This window comes from Mycobacterium sp. E342 (assembly GCF_001667665.1).
In the GTDB taxonomy this organism is placed as follows: Bacteria; Actinomycetota; Actinomycetes; order Mycobacteriales; family Mycobacteriaceae; genus Mycobacterium.
In genome coordinates this window covers 1-13,198 of the sequence record NZ_LZJM01000312.1, presented here as the reverse complement: position 1 = coordinate 13,198, position 13,198 = coordinate 1, and the positions used below count along the sequence as shown (strand labels likewise).

The window sequence follows — 13,198 nt, the reverse complement described above, 5'->3', positions numbered from 1 at the left end:
CGACCGGTCTTTGGTCTGCTGCGGGCCCGTCGCCGTCGTCGCGGTGGGCGGAATGGGCTTCATGGGCAGCGGGCTGGTGGTGACCTTGTGGCCGCGGACCAGCGGAAGGGTGAGCCGGAAACACGAGCCCTCACCGGGCTCACCCCACGCCTCCAGCCGGCCCTGGTGCAGGCGGGCGTCCTCCACGCTGATCGCCAGGCCCAGCCCGGTGCCCCCGGACCGGCGCACCCGCGACGGGTCGGCCCGCCAGAACCGGCTGAACACCAGCTTCTCCTCGCCGGGCCGCAGCCCCACCCCGTAGTCGCGGACGGTGACGGCCACGGTGTCCTCGTCGGCCCCCATCCGGATCTGCACGGGCTTGTGCTCGGCGTGGTCTATGGCGTTGGCGATCAGGTTGCGCAGGATCCGCTCCACCCGCCGGGTGTCGACCTCGGCGATCACCTCTTCTTCGGGCAGGTCGACGAGCAGCTCGATGCCGGCGTCTTCGGCCAGGTGGCCGACGTTGCTCAGCGCGCTCTGCACGGTGGTGCGCAGGTCCACCGCCTCGACGGACAGCTCGGCCACACCGGCGTCGTGCCGGGAGATCTCCAGCAGGTCGTTGAGCAGCGACTCGAACCGGTCCAGCTCGTTGACCATCAGCTCGGTGGAACGCGCCAGCGTCGGATCGAGGTCGGCGCTGTGGTCGTAGATGAGGTCGGCGGCCATCCGCACGGTGGTCAGCGGGGTGCGCAGCTCGTGGCTAACGTCCGAGGTGAACCGGCGCTGCAGGTTGCCGAACTCCTCGAGCTGGGTGATCTGGCGGGACAGGCTCTCCGCCATGTCGTTGAAGGACACCGCCAGCCGGGCCATGTCGTCCTCGCCGCGCACCGGCATTCGTTCGGACAGGTGCCCCTCGGCGAACCGCTCGGCGATCCGCGAGGCCGACCGCACCGGCACCACCACCTGGCGGGAGACCAGCAGCGCGATCCCGGCGAGCAGCACCAGCAGCACCGCGCCGCCGGTGATCATCGTGCCCCGGACCAGCGTGATGGTGGCCTGCTCGTTCTTCAACGGGAAGATCAGGTACAGCTCCAGGTTGGCCACCTGCGACGACGCCGGCGTGCCCATGACCAGCGCCGGGCCCGAGAAGCCGTCGGTGTGCACCGTGGCGTACTGGTACGACGCCTGCCCGGCCTTGACGAAGCCGCGCAGGGAATTGGGCACCTGGTCGACCGGGCCGGCCGTGGTCGCCGCGCGGGGGCCGTCACCGGGCACGATCAGCACCGCGTCGAATGCACCGGCCAGCCCCGCGCCCGACGCCGAGTCGGTCTTGGACGTCAGCGTGTTGCGGGCCAGCTGCAGACTGCTGTCCAGCGAGCGCGTCTCCTCGCCGCTGACGATCCCGCCGACGGTGGTGCGCGCGCGCTCGATCTGCTCGATGCCGGCCTTGACCTTCACGTCGAGCACACGGTTGGTGACCTGAGAAGTCAGCACGAAGCCGAGCGCGAGGATCACCGCCAGGGACATCCCGAGCGTCAGCGCGACTACTCGCAGCTGCAACGACCGGCGCCAGGCAACGGCAACGGCGCGACTCACCGCACCCATGCCGCGGGTCATGGGGCCGGAGCGCCCCCAACGGCTCCTAGTACGTCGCCGAGAGCCCCAGATCAATGGCGCCCCCGGATCACGGAGGTCCGGCCTTGTATCCCACTCCTCGAACGGTCAGCACCACGGTCGGGTTCTCCGGGTCCTTCTCAACCTTGGCCCGCAGACGCTGGACGTGCACGTTCACCAGGCGGGTGTCCGCCGGGTGCCGGTAGCCCCACACCTGTTCGAGCAGCACATCACGAGTAAACACCTGGCGCGGTTTGCGCGCCAACGCGACCAGCAGGTCGAATTCCAGCGGCGTCAGGGAGATCTGCTCACCGTTGCGCGTCACCTTGTGCGCCGGCACGTCGATCTCGACGTCGGCGATGGAGAGCATCTCGGCGGGCTCGTCGTCGTTGCGCCGCAGCCGCGCCCGCACCCGGGCCACCAGCTCCTTGGGCTTGAACGGCTTCATGATGTAGTCGTCGGCGCCCGACTCCAGGCCCAACACCACGTCCACGGTGTCGGTCTTGGCGGTCAGCATCACGATCGGCACACCGGAGTCGGCGCGCAGCACGCGGCACACGTCGATGCCGTTCATGCCCGGCAGCATCAGGTCCAACAACACCAAATCGGGGCGCAGTTCGCGCACCGCAGTCAGGGCCTGGGTACCGTCACCGATGACCGCGGTGTCGAAACCCTCCCCACGCAACACGATGGTGAGCATCTCGGCCAGCGAAGCGTCGTCATCGACGACTAAGATCCTTTGCCTCATGCAGTCCATGGTGTCACCAGATCGGGACAAAACTGGCGCGCCACACGGGCGTTTCTTGGGCCGAGCCGCAAATATGGAGGCATTTCCGGTCAAAAACCCCTGCCCGGCGCCCCGGGTGTGCCCTCCCGGACGGTCGGCGGCACGTCCTTGGCGCCGATGAGGGTGGCGGCCAGCCGGGCCGGATCGACGTCCGCGTCGGCGACCAGCCAGGGCCCGCCCCAGCCCGCGGCGGCCAGCTCGGCGTAGACCGCGCCGGTGCGCAACTGCAGTTCGTCGTCGCGTTCGTAGCTGTCGCGCGCCCGCCCCGGGTCGGACTGCGCCCGGCTGCGCGCGCGCTGCCCGGCCAGCTCCGCCGGCACCTCGAGCAGCACCTGCCAGTCCGGCGCGGGCAGCCGCAGCCGCCGGTACTCCAGCTCGAGCACCCAGCTGGCGGCCGCCCCGCCGGCGCCCTCGTGCAGGCGCGCCGCGCTGTAGGCGGCGTTGGACGCGACATAGCGATCCAGGATCACCACGTCGTGGTCGCGGCGCAGCGCCTCGATGTCGTCCACGGCGCCCGCCCGGTCGAGCGCGAACAGCATCGCCATCGCGTAGACCGAAGACGCCAGGTCACCGTGCTCGCCGTGCAGGGCCTCGGCCGCGACGTCGGCCGTCACCGACTTGCCGTAGCGCGGGAAGGCCGTGATCGCCACGGACTTCCCGGCCGCCTCGAAGGCCTTGCGCAGCCCTTCGGACAGCGTCCGCTTGCCCGCGCCGTCCACCCCTTCGATCGCGATGAGCACGGCGCCGAGCCTATCGGGCGAGCGACCTGACTCAGTAGCGGTAGTGGTCCGCCTTGTAGGGGCCGTCGACGTCGACGCCGATGTATTCGGCCTGCTCCTTGGTGAGCTTGGTCAGCTTGCCGCCGAGCGCCTCGACGTGGATGCGGGCCACCTTCTCGTCGAGGTGCTTGGGCAGCCGGTACACCTCGTTGTCGTACTCGTCGTTCTTGGTCCACAGCTCGATCTGGGCGATCACCTGGTTGGAGAAGCTGTTGCTCATCACGAACGACGGGTGGCCGGTCGCGTTGCCCAGGTTCAGCAGCCGCCCCTCGGACAGCAGGATGATCGACTTGCCGCTGTCGGGGAAGGTCCACACGTCGACCTGCGGGCGGATGTTGGTCTTGGTGGCGCCGGAGCGCTCCAGCGCGGCGACCTGGATCTCGTTGTCGAAGTGCCCGATGTTGCCCAGCACCGCATAGTCTTTCATCGCCTTCATGTGCGCCAGCGTGATGATGTCCTTGTTGCCGGTGGCGGTGATGACGATGTCCGCGCTGGAGATCGCGTCCTCGACCGTCTCGACGTCGTAGCCCTCCATCAGCGCCTGCAGCGCGTTGATCGGGTCGATCTCGGTGACGACGACGCGCGCGCCCTGACCCTTGACCGACTCGGCGCAGCCCTTGCCCACGTCGCCGTAGCCGCAGACCAGCACCTTCTTGCCGCCGATCAGCACGTCGGTGCCGCGGTTGATGCCGTCGATCAGCGAGTGCCGGCAGCCGTACTTGTTGTCGAACTTGGACTTGGTCACCGAGTCGTTGACGTTGATCGCCGGGAAGGCCAGGTCACCGGCCGCCGCGAACTGGTAGAGCCGCAGCACGCCGGTGGTGGTCTCCTCGGTGACGCCCTTGACCGACTCGGAGATCTTGGTCCACTTGTCCTTGTCGGTCTCGAAGCGCTTGCGCAGCAGCTCCAGGAAGACCTTCCACTCGGTGGGGTCCTCCTCCTCCGCCGGGGGCACCACGCCGGCCTTCTCGTACTGCGCGCCGCGCAGCACCAGCATGGTAGCGTCGCCGCCGTCGTCGAGGATCATGTTGGCCGGCTCGTCGGGCCACGTCAGCATCTGCTCGGCGGCCCACCAGTACTCCTCCAGCGTCTCGCCCTTCCAGGCGAACACCGGGACACCTTTGGGCTCCTCGGGGGTGCCGTGCGGGCCGACGACCACGGCGGCGGCGGCGTGGTCCTGGGTGGAGAAGATGTTGCACGACGCCCACCGGACCTGCGCACCCAGCGAGACGAGGGTCTCGATGAGGACCGCGGTCTGCACCGTCATGTGCAGCGAGCCCGAGATCCGCGCCCCCTTCAGCGGTTGCACTTCGGCGTACTCGCGGCGCAGCGACATCAGACCCGGCATCTCCTGCTCGGAGAGTTCGATGTCCCGGCGACCGTATTCCGCCAACGACAGGTCGGCGACCTTGAAATCGATGCCGTTGCGGACGTCGGCGGTCAGCGAACTTTCGGTCGTCGTCATAAAAGTCTCATTCCTTACTACGGCTTGGGTTCCCAGCGGATTACTTAGCTTAGGTATACGCTCTTGCGCCACTGTAGTCGGCGGCCGCGCGAGGGCGTCAGGGGACGTTGACGACGCCGTGACGCTCCGCGAACGGCGTCATCAGCCGCGCCAGGTCCGCCGCCACGTCGTGGTCGGCCTCGGGTGGCATCGAGACGTAGCTCATCGCCAGCCGCACGATGGCCCGCGCCAGCACCCCGGCGTCGGAGTCGCTGGTGGCCACCCAGCTCTGCGTGAAGAACGCGCTCAGCCTGTCCGATGCCCGCGTGATGATGGGCCCGCTGTCGGTGGTGATGATCTGCAACAGGTCCGGCTTGGCTACCCCGGTCAGCAGGGAGATCACCAACGGGTCCGCCGCCGACTCGGCGAAGAAGGCGCGGAAGCCCTGCAGGAACGCCTCGTAGATGTTGCCGACGTTGGCGTCGATGGCGTCCTGCACGGCGTCGACCAGCCGGTCGGCCAGGCGCAGGGCGTAACCCTGCGCCAGGCCCTGCCGGGAGCCGAACTCGTTGTAGATGGTCTGGCGGCTGATGCCCGCGGCGCGGGCCACGTCCGACAGCGTGACGGCGGACCAGTCGCGGGTCAGCAGCAACTCCCGCATCGCGTCCAGCACCGAGTCGCGCAGCAGAACCCGCGACGCCTCGGGGTAGGGCATCCGCTTCACAGGCGCGACAATAGCCGCTTTCGAGCCGCTTTCGCGCCGATCACGAACGAGCGATCTCCACCATCTCGAAGTCGGATTTCGCCGCGCCGCAGTCCGGGCAGCTCCAGTCCTCGGGGATGTCGTCCCAGCGGGTTCCCGGCGCGATGCCGTCTTCCGGCCAGCCCTTGGCCTCGTCGTATTCGAATCCGCATTGCACGCAGACGAAGAGTTTGTAGTCGCTCATCGGTTCACTCCTATCCCATCGTCGCTTCGAAATCGACCTTCTCGCGCACCGCACAGTCGGGGCAGCACCAGTCGTCGGGAATCTCACTGAAGGGCGTACCCGCGGGAAAGCCTTCCCGCGGTTCGCCTTTGGATTCTTGGTAGGTGTAGTCGCAGCCCGGGCAGCGGTAGGCGGTCATGCGGGCACCCCGTAGCGCGCCAGCACCCGCGCGCGCATCCGCGGCTGGATGTTGACCTTGGTGATGTCGCCGTCGTAGTGCTCGAGCACCCGGTGGTCCATCACCTTGCGCCACAGCGCCGGGAAGTAGGTCAGCGAGATCATCGACGCGTACCCGCTCGGCAGATTGGGCGCGCCCTCCATGCTGCGCAGCGTCTGGTAGCGGCGCGTCGGGTTGGCGTGGTGGTCGCTGTGCCGCTGCAAGTGGTACAGGAACAGGTTGGTGACGATGTGGTCGGAGTTCCAGCTGTGCACCGGCGCGCAGCGCTCGTAGCGACCGTTGGCCTGCTTCTGTCGCAGCAGCCCGTAGTGCTCCAGGTAGTTGACGGACTCGAGCAGGCTGAAGCCGAAGACGGCCTGGATGACCACGAACGGGATGAGCGCCGGGCCGAAGACCGCGATCAGCGCGCCCCACAACACGACTGACAGCAACCAGGCGTTGAGCACGTCGTTGGACAGGTACGTCTTGGGGTTCCACGGGCTGCTCCCCTGCCGGCGGATCCGCTGGGCCTCCAGCCGCAGCGACGAGCGCAGGCTGCCGAAGACGCTGCGCGGCAAGAACTCCCAGAACGTCTCCCCGAAGCGGGCCGAGGCCGGGTCCTCCGGGGTGGACACCCGCACGTGGTGGCCGCGATTGTGCTCGATGTAGAAGTGGCCGTAGCAGGTCTGCGCCAGGGTGATCTTGGACAGCCACCGCTCCAGCGAGTCCTTCTTGTGGCCCATCTCGTGCGCGGTGTTGATGCCCACACCGCCGAGCACACCGACCGACAGCGCCACGCCCAGCTTGCCCGCCCAGCCCAGCGGACCGTCGAAGCCGAGCCAACTCAGATTCGACGCCGTGAAGAGGTACGCGCCCACCACCACGCTCAGGTATTGGAACGGAACGTAGATATAGGTGCAGTAGCGGTAGTACTTGTCGTTCTCCAGCTGCTCCATCACCTCGTCGGGCGGGTTCTGCCCGTCGGGGCCGAACCGCAGGTCGAGGATCGGCAGCAGGACATAGAGCAGGACCGGCCCGATCCACAGCGGCACCTGTGCGGCGGCGTGCCACCCCAGCTGGTTGAGCCCCCAGGTGATCGGCAGCATCACGAAGAGCGCCGTCGGGGCGATCAGACCCATGAGCCAGAGCCGGCGCTTCTTGTCTCGCCAGACCGGCGCCTCAGCGGCTTCCGATTGCGGCCTCAATGTGGTCATATGCCAAACCTCCTTGTGAGTCACACCACGTTGGAGATTGACATTATCGCCTATCGCGTCTCGTGTCTAGACACGAGGCGTTGTTTTGTAAACCGCTGTCGCTACGGCACGGTGTCGGGTTCTGCGCGCGCGGGCGGTGCGACCCCGTCGGCCTCGCGCCGGCCCTGCACAGAGTGCCGGTATCCGTAGCCGACGTAGATCGCGGTTCCCACCGCCAGCCAGACGCCGAATCGCACCCAGGTCAGCGCGGTGAGGTTGACCATCAGCCAGACACAGGCGCAGATCGAGGCGATCGGCAGGACCGGCACCCACGGCGCCCGGAAGCCGCGCTCCAGGTCCGGGCGGGTGCGCCGCAGCACCATGACGCCGGCCGAGACGAGGACGAACGCGAACAGGGTTCCGACGTTGACCATCTCCTCGAGCTTGGCGATGGGGAACACCGACGCCGTCGCCGCCACGACCACCGCGACCAGCACGGTGATCCGGACCGGGGTGCCGCGCGCGCCGGTCTTCGCCAGCTGCCGCGGCAACAGGCCGTCGCGCGCCATCGCGAACAGCACGCGGCATTGGCCGAGCATCAGAACCATCACCACGGTGGTCAACCCGGCGAGCGCCCCGATCGCGATGATCTTGCTGGCCCAGTGGATCCCGTTGGCGGTGAACGCGGTGGCCAGGTTCGCCGGCTTGTGGCCGGGGACCGTCTTGAGCTGGGTGTAGGAGACCATGCCGGACAGCACCACCGAGACCGCGACGTAGAGCACGGTCACGATGGCCAGCGACGCAAGGATGCCCCGCGGGACGTCGCGCTGGGGCCGCTTGGTCTCCTCGGCCATGGTGGCGACGATGTCGAAACCGATGAACGCGAAGAACACGATCGACGCGCCCGCCAGCACGCCGTACCACCCGTAGTGGCTGCTGTGCGCCCCGGTCAGCAGCGACAGCACCGACTGATTGACGCCCGAGGCCTCGTGCCCCGACTCGGGCTTGGGAATGAAGGGCGAATAGTTGGAGCCCTTGATGTAGAAGGCGCCGACGACGACCACCAACAGCACCACCGACACCTTGATGCCGGTGATCACCGCGGAGAACCGCGACGACAGCTTGGTGCCCAGCGCGATCAGGGTCGCCACCCCGGCGACGATCAGCAGCGCGCCCCAGTCCAGGTTGACCGACCCGAACTCGGTTGTGCCCCCGGCAAACCCGAAGACGTTGCCCAGGTAGCTCGACCACCCCTTGGCCACGACCGCCGCGCCGATCGCAAGCTCCAGCAGCAGGTTCCACCCGATGATCCAGGCCAGGAACTCCCCGAAGGTGGCATAGGAGAAGGTGTAGGCGCTGCCCGCGACCGGCAGCGTCGAGGCGAACTCCGCGTAACACAACGCCGCCAGCGCGCAGGTGACGGCCGCGATCACGAACGAAATCCAGATCGCCGGGCCGGTGATGTCGCCGGTCGTCGAGGCCGTGACGGTGAAGATACCGGCGCCGATCACCACCGCGACGCCGAAAACGACCAGGTCCAGCCAGGTGAGTTCCTTGCGTAACCGGGTGTCGGGCTCATCGGTGTCGGCGATCGATTGTTCGACCGACTTCGTCCGCCATCGGTTGGCCATCCGTCGCCCTTCGGAATCAACTGGGACCCATTGGTCCGTCACAGTACTGGGTACTCTGCCGAGATGCCGGACACCAAAGCAAACACCAGGGACCATGCCGTGGTCATCGGGGGCAGCATCGCCGGCCTGTGCGCGGCGCGGGTGCTCTCGGATTCCTACTCCCGCGTGACCGTCTACGAGCGCGACGAATTGCCGGACACACCGGCGAACCGGGCGGCGGTCCCGCAGGACCGGCACCTGCACATGCTGATGGCCCGCGGCGCAATGGAGTTCGAGAGCCTGTTCCCCGGTTTGCTGCAAGACATGGTGTCCGCCGGCGTGCCGATGCTGCAGAACCGGCCCGACTGCATTCACCTCGGCGCCGCCGGCCACGTGCTCGGGACCGGGCACACGCTGCGCGACGAATTCACCGCGTACGTGCCCAGCCGCCCCCATCTGGAGTGGCAGTTGCGCAAACGAGTCCGGGACACCGACAACGTCGCGATCGTGCGCCGCTCCGTGGCCGAACCGCGGTTGGACCCGGCCCGCCGGCGGGTGACCGGGGTGGTGCTGGACGCAGCCGACACCGACGGCGGGGAGCCGGAATTCGTGGCCGCGGACCTGGTCGTCGACGCGGCCGGGCGGGGCACCCGGCTGCCGGTGTGGCTGGAGCAGTGGGGGTACGAGCGCCCCCGGGAAGACGCCCTGGACATCGGCATCCACTACGCCACCCAGCAGTTCCGCATCCCCGAAGGCGTGATCGCCGAGAAGGTGGTGGTCGCCGGCGCCTCGCACGACAAGTCACTCGGGCTGGGCATGCTGTGCTACGAGGACGGCACCTGGGTGCTGACCACCTTCGGGGTGGCCAACGTCAAACCTCCCCGGACGTTTCCCGAGATGCGGGCGCTGGCCGACGAGCTGCTCCCCGCCCATTTCAGCGCCGCCCTGGCGCAGGCCGAACCCCTGGGCGAACCGGCGTTCCACGCGTTTCCGGCCAGCCGCTGGCGCCGGTATGACAAGCTCGACCGCTTCCCCGCCGGGATCATCCCGTTCGGCGACGCGGTCGCCAGCTTCAACCCGACCTTCGGGCAGGGCATGACGATGACCTCGTTGCAGGCCGGTCACCTGCGGCGCGCACTGTCCTCCCCCGACGAGCAGCTGGCCGCAGAATTGAGCCGGGCCACCGCCAAGACCACTTTCCCCGTCTGGATCATGAACGCCATCGGCGACGTCACCTTTCACCACGCCGGCACCAAGGGACCGATCCCGTGGTGGTGGCGGCCCTCCGGTGCGCTGTTCGACCAATTCCTGGGGGCCGCCGAGACGGATCCCGTTCTGGCGGAATGGTTTTTGCGCCGGTTCTCACTGCTGGACAGCCTGTACATGATCCCGCCGCCACGCATCGTCGGGCGGGCCATCGCGCACAACCTGCGGCTGTGGCTGGGCGAGCGCCGTCCGGCCGCCCGTGGCGATCGCGAGCGCGGCGAAGCCGGGCGATGCGCCCCGCAAGCGGGTGGGGGTACCTCCCTCTGGGGGCGTGCCCCCAGGTCGCCACTATGAGACCGTCGCCCCCTACAGTCCCACAGTCGCCCTGAACAGCTTGGTGGGCTCACGCGCGACCAGCCGGATCGGGGCGTCGTCGGCCGCCACCCAGGCGGCCATCCCCCGCCGCAGGGTCAGCGAACCGCACTTGCCGTGCACGGTCGTGCAGCCCTCGGTGCACAGCAGGATCTGCGGGCCCTCGTGGCTGCACGAGGCGTCGACCTCGTGGCCCAGATAGTCGCCGTCGAGCTCCAGCAGCGCGACCGCGAACTCGTCGGCCGGGGTCTCGTAGATCAGGCCGAGGCCCTCGCGGCGGACGTGGGACCGCACCTGGGCCTCGGCGGTCGGGGTGAAGTCGAGCACCCGCAGCAACTCGGGGACGTCGACGTGCTTGGGGGTGAGGCCACCCCGTAACACGTTGTCGGAGTTGGCCATCACCTCCAGGGCGAACCCGCGCAGGTAGGTGTGCAGGCTGCCGGCCGACACGAAGATCGCCTCGCCGGGGGCCAGCGTGATGCGGTTCAGCAACAGCGCCGCCAGCACCCCGGCGTCGCCGGGATAGCGTTCCCCGAGTTCCAGCACCGTCTTGACCTCGCCGGCGAATTCCGTTGCCCCGGAGCTGATGTACTGGATGGCGCCGTCCAGCACGGCGGGCACCAGCACGTCGATGTCGGGCTGGGGTGCGGTGATCCAGGTGGTGAACAGCGCTCGCAGGCCGTCGGCGTCGGACTGGTCGTTGAGCAGGTCGATGAAGGGGTCGAGGTCGGAGACGGCCAGGGCGCGCAGCAGCTCGACGGTGCGGGCGACCTGACGGAATCCGGCGAGCGCCTCGAACGGCTGCAGCGCCACCAGCAGCTCGGGTTTGTGGGAGGTGTCGCGGTAGTTGCGCACCGGGGAGGACAGCGGGATGCCCAGCCGCTCCTCGCGCAGGTAACCTTCGGCCGCCTGCGCCGCGCTCGGGTGGGCCTGCAGGGACAGCGGCTCGTCGGCCGCGAGCACCTTGACCAAGAACGGCAGCACGTCTCCGAATCGGGCGCGCGCCGCGGGGCCGAGCTGTCCCTCCGGGTCTTCGACGAGCGCATCGAGCAGCGTGATCTCGCCATGATCGGTTTCCAGCCAGGCCGGGTCGCCGGGGTGTGCGCCGAACCAGAGCTCGGCCTCCGGATGGGCGGCCGGAACCGTCCGCCCAGTGAATTCGGCGATGGCGGTGCGTGATCCCCAGGCGTACGTCCGCAAGGCTCCGCGAAGCAGTTCCACTGTTCTATCTATCCCCGCACCAATCGCGCGTAAACCGCGGCCATCTCCAGCCGGACGGCCAATACTGCCAGTTGCTGCTCGGCGCTGATGGCGCCCCCCAACGCCGGCGCGACGGTCGAGCCGGCCGAGCCGCCGGGTCCGTCGGGCACGTCCTCGGCGGCGAGCAGGTACACGTCGTCGAGTCCCGCGGTGCGGGCCGCCACCACCGGCTGTTCGGCGGACAAGGTCAGCGCCAGCACCAGCAGCCGCCGGGGCAGCGGGCCGTCGATCTGCTCGTCGTGGAAGAGCGCCTCGGCGGGATCCGGGAAGCCGCCGAAGGCGCCGGCGCGCAGCGCGACGACGGCGTCGGACAATCCGGCGGCGGCAACCACCTGGTGGGTGATCCGCAGCAGCACCGAACTGCCGTGCCGGGCCAGCGCCAGCGTCGCGGCGCAATCGCCGGCCAGCGCCACCGGACGGTCGGCCATGCGCGCGGCAATGGTCTTGGCCGGGTTGGTGAACAACTCGCGGCCCGCGCTGTTGCGCAGCGCCTCGGCGTCCAGCTCGTCGGCCAGCGCACGCAGGTCGATGCCCGGTCGCCGGTCCACGGTCTGCACGACGGCCAGGCCCGCGGCCAGGTACCGGCACAAGCCGAACTCGTCGGGCACGGCGAGGCGCGGCGCCAGCACCGCCACCCGACCGGCCGTGGAATCCCGCAGCGGCCCCTCGTAGGGCGCGGCGATCACCACCCGCGCCCCCCGCCGGACCCCAGTCGCCGCCGCGCCGACCAGCGCGGGATCGCCGGGGTCATCGCCCGCCACGACCAGCACGTCGAGCGGGCCGATCCACGGCGGGACCTCGGCGGTCAGCGCGATCGGCTCGAAAGCCGCACCGCCCACCGTCGCGGCCAGCATGGCGCCGGCGCTGTCGGCGGCCCCGCGGCCGGCCACCCAGATCAGGCTGCGCGGCCGGTCGTCGGTCCGCAGGGTATCCAGCGCGCCCTCGTCGACCGCCGCAGCGATCGCGCGCACCTGCGCGCCGGCCGACGACGCCGAGCGCAGCATGCCGTCGCGGTCCGCGGCGAGCAGACCCTCGGTGTCCTCGAGATCGATCGCCCGCACGGCGCTCACGGCGCGGCCTCGGCGGGCGCCGACTGCGCCTTGATCTCCGCGCTGATCTGGGCCACCACCGCGTCGACGTCCTCGGCGCTGCGCCCCTCCACGTTGAGCCGCAGCAACGGCTCGGTGTTGGAGCTGCGCAGGTTGAACCAGCTGCCGTCGCCCAGGTCGACGGTCACCCCGTCCACGTGGTCGATGGAGTGGATCCGGCTGCCGAAGGACTTCAGCACCGCCTCCGTGCACAGCGACGCGTCGGCGACCGTGAAGTTGATCTCGCCGGACGACTCGTAGCGCTGGTAGTCCGCGGTCAGCTCCGACAACGGCCGGTCCTGTTCGCCGAGGGCAACCAGCACGTACAGCGCCGCCAGCATCCCGGAGTCCGCGCCCCAGAAGTCACGGAAGTAATAGTGCGCGGAGTGTTCGCCGCCGAAGATGGCGCCGGTGTCGGCCATCATCGCCTTGATATAGGAGTGTCCGACGCGGGAGCGCAGCGGTGTGCCGCCGCGCTCGGTGACCAACTCGGGCACCGCGCGGGAGGTGATCACATTGTGGATGATGGTGGCGCCGATCTCCCGGCGCAGCTCCCGGGCGGCCACCAGGCTGGTCACCGTCGAGGGCGACACGGGCCGGCCGCGTTCGTCGACGACGAAGCAGCGGTCGGCGTCCCCGTCGAAGGCCAGCCCGATGTCCGCACCCGTGTCGCGCACGTGGGCCTGCAGGTCGACCAGGTTGGCCGGGTCGAGCGGGTTGGCC

General features: G+C 69.2%; 12 protein-coding genes and 1 pseudogene. 1 reads left to right on the top strand and 12 read right to left on the bottom strand.

Features of this window, described 5'->3' with window-relative positions:
• From mtrB to A5692_RS25745, 9 genes are all read right to left on the bottom strand, one after another.
• On the bottom strand, positions 1-1,650 hold a 1,650-nt coding region (gene mtrB, locus A5692_RS25785; RefSeq protein WP_082963081.1), incomplete at its 3' end, for an MtrAB system histidine kinase MtrB.
• A 13-nt stretch (positions 1,651-1,663) separates the two neighbouring features.
• Complete coding sequence (gene mtrA / locus A5692_RS25780; RefSeq protein ID WP_064954863.1) at positions 1,664-2,350, bottom strand: two-component system response regulator MtrA; 687 nt, start codon at positions 2,348-2,350, stop codon at positions 1,664-1,666.
• Between the two features lie 80 nt (positions 2,351-2,430).
• Complete coding sequence (locus A5692_RS25775) at positions 2,431-3,120, bottom strand: dTMP kinase (RefSeq protein ID WP_068061840.1); 690 nt, start codon at positions 3,118-3,120, stop codon at positions 2,431-2,433.
• A gap of 31 nt (positions 3,121-3,151) precedes the next feature.
• Positions 3,152-4,624 (bottom strand): adenosylhomocysteinase, encoded by a 1,473-nt coding sequence (gene ahcY / locus A5692_RS25770; RefSeq protein WP_068061838.1) that lies wholly within the window; start codon positions 4,622-4,624, stop codon positions 3,152-3,154.
• A gap of 97 nt (positions 4,625-4,721) precedes the next feature.
• Positions 4,722-5,318, bottom strand: a complete 597-nt coding sequence (locus A5692_RS25765) for a TetR family transcriptional regulator (protein WP_102419932.1) — start codon at positions 5,316-5,318, stop codon at positions 4,722-4,724.
• A gap of 49 nt (positions 5,319-5,367) precedes the next feature.
• Positions 5,368-5,550: a rubredoxin gene (locus tag A5692_RS25760; protein WP_007168093.1), complete on the bottom strand. Its 183-nt coding sequence runs from the start codon at positions 5,548-5,550 to the stop codon at positions 5,368-5,370.
• A 10-nt stretch (positions 5,551-5,560) separates the two neighbouring features.
• Positions 5,561-5,728: a rubredoxin gene (locus tag A5692_RS25755; RefSeq protein ID WP_068061836.1), complete on the bottom strand. Its 168-nt coding sequence runs from the start codon at positions 5,726-5,728 to the stop codon at positions 5,561-5,563.
• Positions 5,725-6,960, bottom strand: coding sequence for an alkane 1-monooxygenase (locus A5692_RS25750; protein ID WP_068061834.1), 1,236 nt, complete (start codon positions 6,958-6,960; stop codon positions 5,725-5,727). The genes A5692_RS25755 and A5692_RS25750 overlap by 4 nt, the downstream gene beginning before the upstream one ends.
• A gap of 101 nt (positions 6,961-7,061) precedes the next feature.
• Positions 7,062-8,570: an APC family permease gene (locus A5692_RS25745; RefSeq protein ID WP_068061831.1), complete on the bottom strand. Its 1,509-nt coding sequence runs from the start codon at positions 8,568-8,570 to the stop codon at positions 7,062-7,064.
• A 99-nt stretch (positions 8,571-8,669) separates the two neighbouring features.
• Here A5692_RS25745 and A5692_RS25740 point away from each other — a divergent pair, with 99 nt between their 5' ends.
• On the top strand, positions 8,670-10,109 hold the full coding sequence (locus A5692_RS25740; protein WP_231984462.1) for an NAD(P)/FAD-dependent oxidoreductase: 1,440 nt from the start codon (positions 8,670-8,672) through the stop codon (positions 10,107-10,109).
• A gap of 12 nt (positions 10,110-10,121) precedes the next feature.
• Here the strand turns inward: A5692_RS25740 and manA are convergent, their stop codons facing one another.
• The 3 genes and pseudogenes from manA to manB form a co-directional block, all read right to left on the bottom strand.
• Positions 10,122-11,348, bottom strand: coding sequence for a mannose-6-phosphate isomerase, class I (gene manA, locus A5692_RS25735; RefSeq protein ID WP_068061827.1), 1,227 nt, complete (start codon positions 11,346-11,348; stop codon positions 10,122-10,124).
• An 8-nt stretch (positions 11,349-11,356) separates the two neighbouring features.
• Positions 11,357-12,457, bottom strand: a complete 1,101-nt coding sequence (locus A5692_RS25730; RefSeq protein ID WP_068061824.1) for a TobH protein — start codon at positions 12,455-12,457, stop codon at positions 11,357-11,359.
• A pseudogene (manB, locus tag A5692_RS25725) lies at positions 12,454-13,198 on the bottom strand (phosphomannomutase/phosphoglucomutase); the annotation flags it as partial. The pseudogene manB and the gene A5692_RS25730, both read right to left, overlap by 4 nt.